Source organism: Arthrobacter sp. TJ-238, assembly GCF_058269215.1.
Map to the genome: position 1 here is coordinate 46,559 of NZ_JBZCNH010000002.1, position 14,513 is coordinate 61,071.

Below are 14,513 nucleotides of genomic sequence, written 5' to 3' on the forward strand. Positions count from 1 at the left end.
CACCACGGGGACCTACCGGTTCGGCTGGTCCGGGTCGGTCGGAACGGGCAGGTCATCGATGCGTGACGTCCGCATCGATGACCTGCCCTGCCTGCCGGAACAGGTTTCGCCGCGGTCCGTCCGAGATCCAGCACCTGGCCGCTTCCGCCCAGGACCACCGGGATGAGGTCGGCGTCGCAGGCGAGCTTCCTGATGGTACGGGCACTGGCCTGTACCGAGAACCCGGTGGAGCCGGCCTGCTCGGTCATGCCGACGAGATCCTGGTGGGCGATCGTCACCATGACCTGTGGGCGGTGTCCGCCAGTTGCCGGGAGGCCGGGGCCGGACAGGCCGGGCAGTACGACCGCGGCCAGGGCGGATCTGCAGGTGATCGACGATCCTGGACACGTTCTCGACCTCCACGACGAGATCGCGGGCCTCGGTCCTGGACAGGACATGGTGCCGACGGCCCAGGGCGCGCGCACAGTCGGCTAGGGCCGAGCGCGCCGAACCCAGCGAACCGCCTGCCCGCGTCAGCGGTTCGGTCGGTGCGACGGCCATGGCTCCATTTCATGGAACACATGTTCTATTCCGCAGAGCGGGACGTGACTGTGGAGGAGTAGTCACGCGATGTCGTCCCCATAGCGCGGGCCTGTGGACGACCGGCCCTAGAGCAGATTCTCGACGACGTGATCGATGCAGGCGATCAGGGCCGAGACGTCGTCGGGCTCGATCGCCACGAACGTGGCGACCCTGAGCTGGTTGCGGCCCAGCTTGCGATAGGGCTCCACGTCGACGATCCCGTTGGCCCGGAGGATCGCGGCGATGCGTGCTGCATCCACGGCGTCGTCGAAATCCACGGTCACGATCACGTTCGAGCGGTCTTCGGGACGGGCGACATACGGGCGGGCGACGGCGGACGCCTCGGCCCAGCGGTACAGGCGCCCCGCCGAATCCGCCGTCCGTGCGGTCGCGAAGGGCAGTCCGCCCTGCGCGTTGAGCCACTGCACCTGGGCATCGAGCGTCACGAGCGTGGACAGCGACGGCGTGTTGTAGGTCTGGTTCAGGCGCGAGTTGTCGATGGCGGTCTGGAGGTTCAGGAAATCCGGGATCCATCGGTCGCCGGCATCGACCCGCGCGGCGCGTTCGAGTGCGGCGGGGGAGAAGAGCCCCAGCCACAGGCCGCCGTCGGACGCGAAGTTCTTCTGCGGCGCGAAGTAGTAGACATCGGCCTGCGCCACGTCCACGTCGAGCCCGCCTGCTGCGGAGGTCGCGTCGACGACCACGAGTGCGCCGTTGTCGGCGCCGTCGATCCTCCGGACCGGAGCGGCGACACCGGTGGACGTCTCGTTCTGCGGCCAGGCGTAGGTGTCCACGCCGGCCTCCGCGACAGGATCCGGGCGTGTGCCGGGTTCCGACGTGATGACGGAGGACGCCTCCAGGAACGGCGCCTTCGTCGTCGCGGAGGCGAACTTCGAGCCGAACTCGCCGAAAGACAGGTGCTGCGCCTTCCGCTCGACGAGCCCGAACGTGGCGACGTCCCAGAACGCGGTGGAGCCGCCGACGCCGAGGACCACCTCGTACCCGTCGGGGGCGCCGAAGAACGTGCTGAGACCCGTCCGGACCCGGCCGACGAGGTCCCGGACAGGAGCCTGCCGGTGCGAGGTCCCGAGCAGCGACCGCCCCGCCCCCACGAGCGCGTCCACCTGGCCGCTCCTGACCTTCGACGGGCCCGCGCCGAAACGGCCGTCCGAGGGCAGGAGGTGGTCGGGAATACGGGGCGAGTCACTCATGCGATGCTCCAGCTGTTGGGCGGCAGGTACGGCCTCATTCTGCCCCAGCGGTCCCGGGCCCTCCATTTGTTAACCGGCTGCGGGAAGCCGCCCTGACCGCGCTCCGCCCGATTGCCGGGGCCGTTGCGCCATGGGTTAACCTTGGGGGGCGTGGGGCGGAGCAGTCCGTGGCGGCTTTGGCCTGCCTCACCGGCGTGAGGCATTCCAGCCGCGCACCCGCACCGCACCAAGGAGCTGAACCGCATGACGGACCTCATCGACACCACTGAGATGTACCTGCGGACCATCCTTGAACTCGAGGAAGAGAACATCGTCGCCCTCCGCGCGCGCATCGCCGAGCGCCTTCGCCACTCGGGTCCGACCGTCTCCCAGACCATCGGCCGCATGGAGCGTGACGGTCTCGTGGTCGTCTCCGGTGACCGGCACCTCGAGCTCACCGAACTGGGCCGCCACAGGGCCACGGGCGTCATGAGGAAGCACCGTCTGGCCGAGCGGCTGCTCAGCGACGTCATCGGTCTCGACTGGGCCTACGTCCACGACGAGGCCTGCCGCTGGGAGCACGTGATGAGCGAGCGGGTGGAGCGGCGGCTCTACGAGCTCCTCGGCAAGCCCTCCGAATCGCCGTACGGCAACCCGATCCCCGGACTCGCGGCCATCGGCGGGATCGAGTCCGAGCGGTTCACCGACGGCGTGGTGACCCTGCTGTCCGCCATGGGCACGTATGCACCCGGGAAGCAGGTCACCCTGGTGCGCCTCGCCGAGCCGATCCAGGTGGATCCTGAACTGCTCACGCAGCTCGACGAGGGCGGCCTCCGTCCCGGAGCGCAGCTCAATCTCGAATCCGTGGGTGACTACGTGTCCGTCCGCGTCCCGGGGGTCGAGGGAGCCCTGGAACTGCCGCCCGAGGTGGCCTCGCACGTGTTCGTCTCCGTCGCCGCCTGAGGACTCGGCCGCCGCCGCGCGGGTGTGCAGAAGGTCCTCCGAACCGGCGTCGTCACCAAGAACACACCATTTCGTGATCGTAACGTGACAAACGGGTGGTTGTGAGGTAGCTTTCATCTCGTGCCAAATTCGCTCTAGATCCGGCACCCTCCTGCAAATCGCCTAGCTCTGCCATTGCTCGAGGTCCGTCCGCACCATCGCATGGCAGAGGCGGGGGAACCAATTTCTGGGTTTCGTAACCGAAATCCTTGGGGTTAAGTCGCTGCTTCACGCAGCGGCCGGGTGACTCCCATCCGAATCCGACAGCTCACCTCGCAGGCGTTGGGAGAGGCAATCCAACGTGTCCAATAGCTCTTCATTGGGCCGCCACCGTGCGGCCCGGAACGTCAGTGCGCTGACGAACCTGTCCACTGCAGTCACCTCCAACGCCGGATCGGTCGGCCGCCAGGCAGCCGTCATCGTCGCCGCTTCGGGCCTCGTCCTCACCGCCGGCCTCCCGGCCCACGGGGCCACCCCCGCAGAGCGCGAAGTAGCGTCCTCCACGGCGTTGACCGTGAGCCGGGTCGTCTCGGCCGAGGTCACCGTCCCCGCCACCGCCACGGTCTCCTTCGACCGCGTGGCCGTCGAGGTCACCGCCGCCCCCGAGCCCGTCGTCGAGGCGCCCGCTCCCGTGGTCGAGGAGCAGGCACCCGCCGCGCCGGCCCCGGTCGCAGCGCCCGTCGCCGTCGTTCCGGTCGCAGCGCCGGCCGCTCCCGCCGTGGCTGCCGTCGCCGCACCGGCTCCCGTGGCACCGGCCCCCGTCGCCGCACCGGCTCCCGTGGCACCGGCCGCAGCGCCCGCCGCCGTCGCACCGGCTCCCGCTCCCGCTCCCGTGGCACCGGCCGCAGCGCCCGCCGCCGTCGCACCGGCTCCCGCTCCCGCTCCCAAGCCCACTCCTGCTCCCGCCCCGTCCTCCGGCGTCGCTGCCGGCCTGGTCGGCTCGGCGTACGCCCAGATCGGCGTCGCCCAGGACTGCACCGCCATGGTCGAGAAGGCACTGCGCTCGGTCGGCAAGTCCGTAGGCGATCTCGCCCCGGGCCAGTTCTTCCAGTTCGGCGACGTCGTCAGCAGCCCCGCCCCCGGCGATCTCGTGATCACCGGCGGCCACGTGGCCATCTACGTCGGCAACGGCCAGGTCATCAGTGGCGGCCTGAACGGTATGAACACCGGCCTCCACTTCCTGGCCGACCTGCCCGGCGCCAGCTTCGTCCGCGTCCGCTAGAAACACACACCTGGAGTTATCCCCCATGCCTTCATCCGTCATGCCCGCACGCCATAGAGCAGAAGCGCGGTCCGCCACCGGCTTCTCCGAACTCGCCAAAGCAGTCACCTCGAACGCGACCGGGATGGGCCGCCAGGCGGCCGTCATCGTCGCCGCTTCGGGCCTCGTCCTGTCCAGCGGTGTCGCCGCCAACGCGGCCGACCTCCAGCCCCAGCGCGACGTCGCGGCGTCCAGCGTCTCCCTCGCCTCGGCCCGCGCGGCCGTCGTCGCACCCGCCGGGCCCGTCGTGTCCTTCAACAGGACCGCGGTCAAGGTCAATGCGAAGCCCGTCGTCGAGCCGGCTCCCGCCGTCGAGGCCCCCGTCGTCGAAGCGCCCGTCGTCGAGGCCCCCGTCGTCGAAGCGCCCGTCGTCGAGGCCCCCGTCGTCGAAGCGCCCGTCGTCGAGGCCCCCGTCGTCGAGGCCCCCGTGGCCGCAGCGCCCGTCGCCGCCGTCGAGGCCCCCGCGGCCGTCCAGGCCGCAGCTCCCGTGGCCACGAAGGCTCCGGCACCCGTCGCCGCCCCGGCGGCAGCCGCCGCTCCGGTCGCCCCGGCACCGGCAGCCCCCGCTGCTCCCGTCGCGTCGTCGGGCGTCGCCGCGACGATCGCCGCAGCGGCCAAGGGCCAGCTGGGCGTCACGCAGGACTGCACCCGCCTGGCCAGCAACTCGCTCGCCGCCGCAGGCATCAACTTCCACGGCTGGCCGGCAGGCTACCTCTCCCTGGGGCGCACCGTCAGCGCCGGCGAGGCCATCCCCGGAGACCTCATCTACTACGCCGACGGCGGCATGGGCATGGCCCACATCGCGGTGTACATCGGTGGCGGCCAGGCCGTCCACGGTGGATTCAACGGCAACTCCACGGTCATCGCCCCCGCCGAACTCGGCTCGGGCGGCGTCTACATCCGCGTCGGCGGCTGATCGGCGGACGCATACGATCACGGGAGGACCGGCACGGTGTGCCGGTCCTCCCGTGCGTGAGCAGGTAGCAGATTCTGCAGTGCGCCACACGGACGCCGCGGAATCCCGACGATTAGCCGCCTGCGTGTGTTTTGCTTACCCTTGCAGTGTCAATCCGAAGCACGTCTCCCGAACCCCGGGATGGCAACCGGTTGCGGGAACAGGTCAGCATCGAGGCTTTGTTCATGCGCACTCTTGTTCTGAATGCAGGGTATGAACCACTGGCGGTGGTCACCTTCCGCCGGGCACTGGTGCTTGTGCTCACGGGGAAGGCCAGCGTCGTCGCCGAGGACGACGATCCGGTCGTCGGACCGACGGAAGTGCTGGGCCGACCGTCGGTGATCCTCCTCAACCGGTACGTGAAGATCCCGTACCGGCACGACGTGACCGCCACGCGACGCGGGGTCCTGCGCCGCGACAACCACCTGTGCGCCTACTGCGGGAAGACCGCCTCGACCATCGACCACGTGCAGCCGCGCTCCAAGGGCGGCGCCGACACCTGGGAGAACCTCGTGGCGTGCTGCCTCAGGTGCAACAACGCCAAGGGCGACAAGACACTCAGCAGCCTCGGCTGGAAGCTCCGGGTGGTCCCGCTCCCGCCCCGCGGGCCGCAGTGGCAGATCCGCGAACTCGAGAAGCCGGCACCGCAGTGGAGCGAGTTCCTCGCGGAGAACGCCGCGTGACCCCGGGCGCGCCGCCGTTCGACGCCATCGTCCTGGCCGGGGGACGTTCCTCGCGACTGGGCGGCGTCCCGAAGGCCGGTCTGGTGCTCGACGGCGAGACCCTGCTCGAGCGCACCTGCGCCGCCCTCTCCTCGGCCCTGCACCTGACCGTCGTGGGGCCCGTGCCCGACGACGGCCGCCCCGCGACGGGCACCGCGTCGTTCGTCCGGGAGGAACCCGCCTTCGCCGGTCCGGCGGCCGCCGTCGTCGCCGGAGTCCGCGCATCGTCCTCCCGCGCCGTGACGCAGCCCACGGCACCGTGGTGCGCCGTCGTCGCCTGCGACATGCCCCGGGTCGGGGAGCTGCTCGCACTCCTCCTCGCCGAGGCCGCGAAGGGCGGCGACACCTCCCTGGTGGCGGTCGACGGCGGCCGCGACCAGCCGCTGGCGGCGCTGTACCGCACCGATGACCTCTCCGCCGCCGTCGACGCCGTGCTGGCCCGCGGACCCGCCGACAACCTCTCGATGCGAAGCCTCCTTGCTAGTGTGAGCACCAGATACATCCCGGTTCCGCCGGGCACGACGCACGACGTCGACACCTGGCAGGACGCACGAGAGCTGGGTGTCGACGTCCCCTGACACCACCCGGAGGGCCCATGGACGACCGCGAGAAACTGCTGCACGAGTGGACCGAGAAGCTGCTCGCCGCCTTCGAGATCGAAGGGACGGACGTCGACATCGACGCCGTCCTCGGGCTGGCCGGACGGGCCGCCCACGGCGTCGTACGGCCGGCGGCGCCCCTCACCACGTTCGTCGTCGGCTACGCCGCCGGTCTCGCCGTCGGCAGCGGGCAGGCGGAGGAGCAGGTGGCCATGCGGTCCGCGTCAGCGGTGGCCGATGCCCTCTGCGCGCAGGCCGCAGCGGAGCGAGGCACCGCATGAGCGGGGCAGCCGCAGGACGCGGCGTCGACTGGGCGACCGCCCGCACGCTCGCGCACACCGCGGGCCGCCCCCTGCCGTTCCAGACCGTCACCCTGGCCGACGCCCTCGGGCAGACACTCGCAGAACCCGTCCACGCACTGCAGGCCATCCCGCACTACGCGTCGTCGGCGATGGACGGCTGGGCGGTCAGCGGCGAGCCGCCCTGGACGCTGGTGAGCCACGCGGAGCCGGAGGAGCACCTGCGGGGCAGGCCCTCACCGCACGCCGATTCCGGCGAGGTGTCGCTCGCGCCCGGGGAGGCGACGTTCATCCTCACCGGAGGAGTGGTCCCGCAGAACGCGCACGGCATCCTCCGGACCGAGCACGGCGCCGTCCGCGGCGACACGCTCGAGCGGAACGAGTCGGCACGACCCGACGAGCCCTCGCTCCACGAGCACGTCCGGCCCGCAGGGGAGGAGGCCGAGGAGGGCTCCGAGGCCATCCCCGCCGGAGTCGTCCTGAACCCCGCGCAGATCGCCCTGGCCGCGGTGTGCGGGCACGACACGCTCGCAGTCCTCAGGGCACCGCGCGTGTCGCTGCTCATGACGGGCGACGAGGTGATCGACCACGGCCTGCCGCACCCCGGCCAGGTGCGGGACACCTTCGGCCCCCAGCTGCCCGGGTTCGTGGCGATGCTGGGCGGCCATGTCGACGTCGCCGGCCGCGCGAAGGACGACCTCGACGACGTCGTGGCGGCCATCAGCGCGGAACCGACCGACGAGTTCTCGCTGGCACGTGCCTCCGGCGACGTGCTGATCACGACCGGCGGCACCGGCAGCTCCTCCGCGGACCACATCCGCCGCGCGCTCACGGAACTGGGGGCGGAGCTGATCATCGACGGCATCGCCATGCGGCCCGGACACCCGACCCTGCTGGCACGCCTGCCCGACGGACGTTTCCTCGTGGGGCTCCCCGGCAATCCGCTCGCCGCCATGATGGCCATGCTCACGGTCGCCGCGCCGCTGCTCGCCGGACTGCGCGGCTCCGCGCTCGACGAGCCCCGGACGGTGGCGAGCGCCGACGCCTTCGAGCCGCTGCCCGGCAGGAGCCGCCTCGTGCCCTACCAGGTCGAAGCCGGGCGGGCGGTGCCGAGCACCCACCAGCGCTCGGGCATGCTGCGCGGCCTCGCCGCCGCGGACGGCGTCCTGGTGGTCCCGCCCGAGGGCTGCGCGGCGGGCGACGACGTCCCCGCACTGTCCCTGCCCTGGCCCGCCCCCGGGGCCTGAGGCTTCCTGTCCACCTCCCTGCGGGGACACCGGCGGGCCGGGCGACCGCCCGAGGTCGACTAACCTCGTTCTAGGACCGAGGCACGGACCGATGCAAGGAGCACAGCATGAACCGGGTCACCCAGCGACGCCGCATCACCAAGTTCCGCGTGGGGGCACAGACGGGGCGCCGCGAGGACGTGCTGGCGGGGGAGGAGCCGCTGGAGATCCGTCTCGGCGGGAGCGCCTTCACCGTGACCATGCGCACCCCGGGCGACGACTTCGACCTCGTGGCCGGGTTCCTCGTCTCGGAGGGCGTGGTCTGGGAGCCCGGCCAGCTGCCGAGCCTGCGGTACTGCGCCGGCGTCGACGACAACGGCCAGCAGACCTTCAACGTGGTGGAGGCCCAGCTCCGTCCCGGCGTCGAGCTGCCGGACACCGCGATGGAACGCCACGTGTACACCTCGAGCTCGTGCGGCATCTGCGGCACCGCGTCGATCGACGCGGTGCGGAAGTCCTCGCGGTTCGACCTGCACGAGGACGCCGCGCCCGTGGACCTCGGGATCCTCGCGTCCCTGCCAGACCGGCTACGCGAGAGCCAGAAGCTGTTCGACCGCACGGGAGGCGTCCACGCCGCGGGTCTCTTCGCCGCCGAGGGCGAGCTCCTGTGCCTGCGGGAGGACGTGGGGCGGCACAACGCCGTCGACAAGGTGGTGGGCTGGGCGCTGCGCGAGGGGATGCTGCCGCTGCGCGGGACCGTCCTGCAGGTCTCGGGCCGCGCGTCCTTCGAACTCGTCCAGAAGGCGCAGCTCGCCGGCATCCCCGTGCTGGCGGCCGTCAGCGCGCCCTCGTCGCTCGCGGCGGACCTCGCCGACGACGCCGGACTCACGCTCGTGGGCTTCAGCCGCGGCACGACGCTGAACTGCTACTCCCACCCCGACCGGATCGTGGCCTGAGGGCCTAGAACGGGTTGAGCAGGCGCTGGACGAACCGGCGCGTCCGTTCCTCGCGCGGGTTGCGCAGCACCTGGTCGGGGTGGCCGTGCTCCACGACGACGCCGCCGTCCATGAAGACGACCTCGTCGGCGACCTCGCGGGCGAAAGCCAGCTCGTGCGTCACGATCACCATGGTCCACTGCTCCTCGGCGAGTTCCTTGATGACGGTGAGCACCTCGCCGACGAGCTCGGGGTCGAGGGCCGACGTCGGCTCGTCGAACAGCAGCAGATCCGGTTGCAGCGCCAGCGCACGGACGATCCCGACACGCTGCTGCTGGCCGCCGGAGAGGTTGAACGGATAGTCGTCCCGCTTCGCAGCGAGGCCCACCCGCCCGAGGAGCCGCTCGGCGTCCGCGACGGCGTCCTTGCGGGGCCGCTTCCGCACCCGGACGGGGCCCTCGACGATGTTCTCCAGGACCGTCATGTGGGGGAAGAGGTTGTAGTTCTGGAAGACCATGGCGCTGCGGTCCCGCAGCGCCAGCGCCTCCTTCCTGGTGGCCTTGCCGCCGAACTCCACGGACGGGCCACCGCTGAAGGCCACGGTCCCGCCGTCGGGCGTCTCGAGGCCGTTGAGGCACCGCAGCACGGTGGTCTTGCCGGAGCCGGACGGGCCGACGAGCGCGACCACCTGACCGCTGCCGATGCGCAGGTCGATGGACTTCAGCACCCGGGTGTCGCCGAACGACTTCTGCAGGCCGGTGACGGTCAGGAGGGGCTCAGTGGGCGACATAGCGGTCCAATCTCTTCTCGAGTGCGGACTGGCCGCTGGACAGGACGAGGCAGAACACCCAGTAGATGGCGGCGGCCTCGACGTAGAGCAGCATGAACTGCTGCGAGAACGCGGCGATCTGCTGGGCCTCACGGAACAGCTCCGTCACGAGGATCAGCGACGCCAGGGACGTGTCCTTGACGAGGCTGATGAACGTGTTGGAGAGCGGCGGCACCGAGACGCGGGCGGCCTGCGGCAGGATGACGCGGCGCAGGGCGAGCGCACGGGACATGCCGATGGTGTAGCCCGCCTCCCACTGGCCCTTCGGCACGGAGAGGATGGCGGCGCGCAGGATCTCCGCCGCGTAGCCCGCGACATTGAGCGAGAACGCGATGATGGCGCTCGGCCACGGATCGATGGTCAGGCCGATGGACGGCAGGCCGTAGAAGATGACGAACAGCTGCACCAGCAGGGGGGTGCCGCGGATCACCGAGACGTAGAAGCGGGCGATCCCGGAGAGCACCGCCTTGCCGCTGATCCGCATGAGCGCGATGACCAGAGCCAGCACCAGGCCGATCGCGAAGGAGGCGAGCGAGAGCGGGATGGTGCCCGTCAGGCCCCCGGAGAGCATGGGCCAGAACGAGCTGCGCAGCAGTTCCCAGTCCATCAGTCAGACCCTCCGCGGCCCGTCGGATACCTCCACGCCGATATCACTCGCTGACGTCGGAGCCGAAGTACTTCTCGGAGATCTCCGCGAGCGTGCCGTCGGCGCGCAGCTCGGCGAGGGCCGTGTTGATGGCGTCCACGAGCTCGGTGCTGCCCTTGCGGACCGCGACGGCGCTCTGGGACGACTCCTCCGTGGTGGCCGCGATCTTGATGCCCTCGTTGTTGTTGGTCTTCTGGTAGTCGAGGTAGGTGAGCTCGTCGTTGATGGTGGCGTCCACGCGGCCCTGCTCGAGGAGCGTGACGGACTGCGCCCAGCCCTCGACGGGCTCCACGTTCGCGCCGCTCTCCGTGGCGAGCTCGTACCAGTTGCTGGTCAGGGACTGCGCGGTCGTCTTGCCGGAGAGGTCCTCGAACGAGGTGATCTCGGTGTTGTCGGCCGTCGTGACGATCACGCCCGAGCTGACGGTGTACGGGTCGGAGAAGTCGTAGGTCTCCTTGCGCTGGTCCGTGATCGAGACCTGGTTGGCGATCACGTCGAAGCGGCCGGCCTCGAGGCCCGCGAAGATCGCGTCCCACTGCGTCTCCTCGAACTCGGCCTCGACGCCCATCTTCTCCGCGACGGCGGTGATGACCTCGACGTCGTACCCGGTGAGCTCTCCGCTGCCGCCCTCGTGGAAGCTGAAGGGCTGGTAGGTGCCCTCGGTGCCGACGGTCAGGACGCCGGAATCCTGGATCTCCTGCAGCGACGACGACGCCGCCGACTCCGACGATCCGCCGTCACCCGCCGGGGACGACGAGCAGCCGGCGAGCGCGAGGGTGAGGGCTGCGGCGGTTCCGAGGACGGACAGGCGATACTTCATGGGGGGCTTCCTTCGGTTGCATGGGGCGGACACGGCTGGCGGGGAAATAGAAGACGCCGGGAACGGCTTGAACCCTACGTACCTCCGCCCCGGCCGGGACCGGAGTCGAACACTACTGACGTGAACACCGGAGCATCCACTTATTGTTCCGAAGTGTTGCGTCACGGGTCCAGACACCGGCAACCCCACGGTGGGACTGGCATCCCTGGAAGGAATCGCAATGAGCATGGAAGGCGCGGCCTGGAGCTCGCTGTACAGGATCTCGACCGCGAAGGACACGAAGCACGGGTTCTCCCGGGAGTCGGTCCGCCGGATCCTCACATTCGCCGTGCCCTACCGGTCCAAGCTCGTGCTGTTCATCCTGCTGTCCGTGGTCGGTGCGTTCCTCGCGGTCGCGACGCCGGTGCTCGCCGGCCAGGTGGTCGACGTCATCGTCGCCGACGGCGAGACGGGCACGGTCATCCGGCTCGCCGTCGTCATCGCGCTCGTGGCGGTCGCGGACGCCGCGGTGTCCCTCGTGACGCGCTGGTACTCGGCGCGCATCGGCGAGGGCGTGATCCTGGATCTCCGCACCGCCGTGTTCAACCACGTGCAGAAGATGCCCATCGCCTTCTTCACCCGCACCCGGACGGGCGCCCTGGTGAGCCGCCTCAACAACGACGTGATCGGCGCGCAGCAGGCCTTCAGCGGCACGCTCTCAGGCGTGGTCACCAACCTCGTGGCCCTGATCCTCACGCTCGCGGTGATGCTGAGCACGTCCTGGCTGGTCACGGTGCTCGCCGTCGTCATGCTGCCCGTCTTCCTCGTGCCCGCCCGCCGCATGGGCAGCCGCCTGGCCGCCCTGCGCCGCGAGGCGGCGGACCACAACTCGGCCATGAGCACGCAGATGACCGAGCGTTTCTCCGCCCCCGGAGCCACCCTGGTGAAGCTCTTCGGCCGGCCGGACGAGGAGTCCGAGGAGTTCCGCGTCCGCGCCGCGCGCGTCCGGGACATCGGTGTGCGGACCGCGATGCTGCAGTTCGTGTTCTTCACGGCCCTCATGCTCGTCTCCGCGCTGGCCCTGGCCCTGGTCTACGGGCTGGGCGGCTTCCTCGCCCTCCAGGGCCAGCTCGACACGGGTGAGGTGGTCACCCTCGCCCTCCTGCTCACGCGGCTCTACGCGCCCCTGACGAGCCTCGCGAATGCGCGCGTGGAGATCATGAGCGCCATCGTCAGCTTCGAGCGCGTCTTCGAGGTGCTCGACCTGCAGCCCCTCATCCAGGAGAAGCCCGACGCCGGCACCGTCCCCGCGGGCCCGGTCACGGTGGAGTTCGACGACGTCCGCTTCGCCTACCCGTCCGCGGACAAGGTCTCGCTCGCGTCCCTCGAGGAGGTCTCCACGCTGGACACGCGCGGCGGCGAGGAGGTGCTGCACGGGGTGTCCTTCCGGATCGAGGCCGGGCAGACGGTCGCCCTCGTGGGCACCTCGGGTGCCGGGAAGTCGACCATCGCGCAGCTCCTGGCGCGCCTGTACGACGTCGACAGCGGTGCGGTGCGGCTGTCGGGGACCGACGTGCGGGACGTGACCTTCGCCTCGATGCGGGAGACGCTCGGCATGGTGACGCAGGACGGCCACCTGTTCCACGAGACGATCCTCGCCAACCTCCGGCTCGCGCGTCCGGAGGCCACCGAGGACGAGGTGTGGGACGCCGTCCGGCGGGCGCGGCTGGAACCGCTCGTCCGGTCGCTGCCCGACCAGCTCGACACGATGGTCGGCGAGCGCGGCTACCGGCTCTCCGGCGGTGAGCGCCAGCGCATGACCATCGCGCGGCTGCTGCTCGCCCACCCGCGCGTGGTCATCCTGGACGAGGCGACGGCGGCGCTCGACTCGACGTCGGAGGCGGCCGTGCAGGCCGCACTCAGCGAGGCGCTCGCGGGACGCACCGCCATGGTGATCGCCCACCGCCTGTCCACCATCCGCAGCGCCGACATGATCCTCGTGGTCGAGGACGGCCAGATCGTGGAACGCGGCTCGCACGACGAGTTGCTGGCGTTCGGCGGCCGCTACGAGGAACTGCACCGCACCCAGTTCGCCGTGCAGAAGAACGTGGCGGTGGACGAGGAGCCCGAGGCGCTCAGCGGCGTCTAGGGCTCAGCCGCGCAGCGACAGCAGTGCGGGGACCACGAAGTGGGTCAGCAGCGGGGCGAGGTCCCGGCGTTCGGTCGCGTCCCCGAGGTCGAGCCAGTCGATCTCCTCAATCTCCGCAGCGGGGAGCGGCTCGGCCGTCAGGGGGCACAGGAAGACGGTGGCGACGAGGAGCGTGTCCGCCTCGTTGGCCGCCGGTCCCCGCCAGGTGTCCAGGAGCGTGAGGTCGCCGGGCCGGACAGCCAGGCCCAGTTCCTCGGCCAGCTCCCGTACACCGGTCTCCGCCGGAGTCTCGCCCTGCTCCGGTTTGCCGCCGGGCTGCATGAAGAGCGTCGTCCCGCGTTTGCGTACCAGGAGCAGGCGGCCGCGGTCGTCCAGCAGGCACAGGGCGGTGACCGTGATGACCGGAGCGTCGGCCATCGGCCTCGGCGACGTCCCTCCGTCATTCCCCATGACGTCCAACCTACCGTGCACGCGACGAGGGGGAGGATGGGCGGTTCCGCCCGATCCTCCCCCTCGTCGGCTGCCTGTGCCCCTGGCCGGAATCGAACCGACGACCTTCCCTTTAGGAGAGGGACGCTCTATCCTACTGAGCTACAGAGGCCGGGATGGTGCAGTGCACCGATCCGGCGGTCCTAGCTTACCCGCTCGCCGCGCGGTTTCCCTGCCCCGTCCGTACCCCGCAGACGTGAGGGCAGGAAGACGGCCGTCGCGCCCGCCACCAGGCTCAGGGCGAGCAGCACCCACCGCAGCGCCGTCAGCGTCGATGCGAGCATCACGGCGCCCGGATCGGCCGCCGCCTGCGCCAGCGCGGTGTCGATCGCGATGTTCTCCCACAGGTCGACGACGACGAACAGGATCACCGGGCTCCACAGGAGCCAGCGCAGCCAGCGGCGGCCTGCGTTGAGCTGGATCAGCAGGAGCCAGGCGAACGCGAAGATCAGGGGGAAGAGCGTGCCCGCCGTGCGGTGGAGGTAGCTCAGCTGGCCGCGGGCGTCGTCGTCCATCTCCCCGTGCAGGCGCTGCACGTACGCGGTGTCGTACCCGCCGATCATCATGTCCGGCATGGTGAGGCCGCCCGACAGCTGCGTCATCTGGCCGAGGGTGAGCAGGTGGAAGTACCAGAAGAGGAGCAGGGACGCGATGGCGGCGGGGACGATCACGAGCGTCCCGTTGCCCTGCCTGTTCCGCGCGGGCGCGGCAGTCAGGGGGGAGGGAGCCGGTGTCGCGCCCGTCGCGTGCTTGCGTGCTATCTGAGCCCTTGTCTTTCCCACCCCTCCAGTATGGGCGAGAGTGCCCCACCCATCCCCGGAAGGGCGAGTGTCGGGGGCACGGCCTAGACT

General features: G+C 70.7%; 15 protein-coding genes, 1 tRNA gene, 1 pseudogene and 1 riboswitch. Of the genes and pseudogenes, 9 read left to right on the forward strand and 8 right to left on the reverse strand.

The genetic code is table 11. The features are described 5' to 3' along the window. Positions 1–104 precede the first annotated feature (104 nt). Both AC4D2O_RS03570 and serC read right to left on the reverse strand, forming a co-directional pair. Positions 105–410: pseudogene (locus tag AC4D2O_RS03570) on the reverse strand (DUF222 domain-containing protein); the annotation flags it as partial. A gap of 237 nt (positions 411–647) precedes the next feature. Further along, positions 648–1,772 carry a phosphoserine transaminase gene (gene serC / locus AC4D2O_RS03575; protein ID WP_490905232.1) on the reverse strand — a complete coding sequence of 375 codons (1,125 nt, stop codon included), beginning with the start codon at positions 1,770–1,772 and terminating at the stop codon, positions 648–650. Positions 1,773–2,015: 243 nt separating this feature from the next. Between serC and AC4D2O_RS03580 the strand changes: the two genes are divergently transcribed. The 8 genes from AC4D2O_RS03580 to fdhD all read left to right on the forward strand — a co-directional run bounded on the left by AC4D2O_RS03580 (position 2,016) and on the right by fdhD (position 8,771). Next, positions 2,016–2,714, forward strand: a complete 699-nt coding sequence (locus AC4D2O_RS03580; RefSeq protein WP_490905233.1) for an iron-dependent transcriptional repressor DtxR — start codon at positions 2,016–2,018, stop codon at positions 2,712–2,714. Between the two features lie 182 nt (positions 2,715–2,896). Then, positions 2,897–3,049, forward strand: a riboswitch (cyclic di-AMP (ydaO/yuaA leader). A 5-nt stretch (positions 3,050–3,054) separates the two neighbouring features. Beyond that, complete coding sequence (locus tag AC4D2O_RS03585; protein WP_490905234.1) at positions 3,055–3,975, forward strand: NlpC/P60 family protein; 921 nt, start codon at positions 3,055–3,057, stop codon at positions 3,973–3,975. Between the two features lie 25 nt (positions 3,976–4,000). Continuing rightward, entirely contained in the window at positions 4,001–4,930 is a 930-nt protein-coding gene (locus AC4D2O_RS03590; RefSeq protein ID WP_490905235.1) for an NlpC/P60 family protein, read from the forward strand. A 224-nt stretch (positions 4,931–5,154) separates the two neighbouring features. Continuing rightward, a complete protein-coding gene (locus AC4D2O_RS03595) occupies positions 5,155–5,652 on the forward strand; it encodes an HNH endonuclease (protein WP_490905236.1) in 498 nt (165 codons plus the stop codon). After that, complete coding sequence (mobA, locus tag AC4D2O_RS03600) at positions 5,649–6,269, forward strand: molybdenum cofactor guanylyltransferase (protein WP_490905237.1); 621 nt, start codon at positions 5,649–5,651, stop codon at positions 6,267–6,269. The genes AC4D2O_RS03595 and mobA overlap by 4 nt, the downstream gene beginning before the upstream one ends. A gap of 17 nt (positions 6,270–6,286) precedes the next feature. Further along, a complete protein-coding gene (locus AC4D2O_RS03605; protein ID WP_490905238.1) occupies positions 6,287–6,571 on the forward strand; it encodes a DUF6457 domain-containing protein in 285 nt (94 codons plus the stop codon). Next, positions 6,568–7,836, forward strand: coding sequence for a molybdopterin molybdotransferase MoeA (locus AC4D2O_RS03610; RefSeq protein ID WP_490905239.1), 1,269 nt, complete (start codon positions 6,568–6,570; stop codon positions 7,834–7,836). Before AC4D2O_RS03605 ends, AC4D2O_RS03610 begins: the two co-directional genes overlap by 4 nt. Positions 7,837–7,943: 107 nt before the next feature. Further along, complete coding sequence (gene fdhD / locus AC4D2O_RS03615) at positions 7,944–8,771, forward strand: formate dehydrogenase accessory sulfurtransferase FdhD (RefSeq protein ID WP_490905240.1); 828 nt, start codon at positions 7,944–7,946, stop codon at positions 8,769–8,771. Between the two features lie 4 nt (positions 8,772–8,775). Here the strand turns inward: fdhD and AC4D2O_RS03620 are convergent, their stop codons facing one another. Genes AC4D2O_RS03620 through AC4D2O_RS03630 form a run of 3 tightly spaced genes read right to left on the reverse strand, consistent with a single transcriptional unit; the run spans position 8,776 to position 11,045 of the window. Next, positions 8,776–9,540 carry an amino acid ABC transporter ATP-binding protein gene (locus tag AC4D2O_RS03620; RefSeq protein ID WP_490905241.1) on the reverse strand — a complete coding sequence of 255 codons (765 nt, stop codon included), beginning with the start codon at positions 9,538–9,540 and terminating at the stop codon, positions 8,776–8,778. Further along, entirely contained in the window at positions 9,527–10,186 is a 660-nt protein-coding gene (locus tag AC4D2O_RS03625) for an amino acid ABC transporter permease (RefSeq protein ID WP_490905242.1), read from the reverse strand. The genes AC4D2O_RS03620 and AC4D2O_RS03625 overlap by 14 nt, the downstream gene beginning before the upstream one ends. A 43-nt stretch (positions 10,187–10,229) precedes the next feature. Next, positions 10,230–11,045: an amino acid ABC transporter substrate-binding protein gene (locus tag AC4D2O_RS03630; RefSeq protein WP_490905243.1), complete on the reverse strand. Its 816-nt coding sequence runs from the start codon at positions 11,043–11,045 to the stop codon at positions 10,230–10,232. Between the two features lie 220 nt (positions 11,046–11,265). On the opposite strand from AC4D2O_RS03630, the gene AC4D2O_RS03635 reads away from it, so the two are divergent. Then, positions 11,266–13,173, forward strand: coding sequence for an ABC transporter ATP-binding protein (locus tag AC4D2O_RS03635; protein ID WP_490905244.1), 1,908 nt, complete (start codon positions 11,266–11,268; stop codon positions 13,171–13,173). A gap of 3 nt (positions 13,174–13,176) precedes the next feature. Here AC4D2O_RS03635 and AC4D2O_RS03640 read toward each other — a convergent pair whose 3' ends face one another. The 3 genes from AC4D2O_RS03640 to AC4D2O_RS03650 all read right to left on the reverse strand — a co-directional run bounded on the left by AC4D2O_RS03640 (position 13,177) and on the right by AC4D2O_RS03650 (position 14,444). After that, a complete protein-coding gene (locus AC4D2O_RS03640; protein WP_490905245.1) occupies positions 13,177–13,623 on the reverse strand; it encodes an NUDIX hydrolase in 447 nt (148 codons plus the stop codon). 77 nt (positions 13,624–13,700) lie between these two features. Then, a tRNA-Arg gene (locus tag AC4D2O_RS03645) sits at positions 13,701–13,774 on the reverse strand. Between the two features lie 31 nt (positions 13,775–13,805). Next, positions 13,806–14,444: a hypothetical protein gene (locus tag AC4D2O_RS03650; protein WP_490905246.1), complete on the reverse strand. Its 639-nt coding sequence runs from the start codon at positions 14,442–14,444 to the stop codon at positions 13,806–13,808. Positions 14,445–14,513 lie beyond the last annotated feature (69 nt).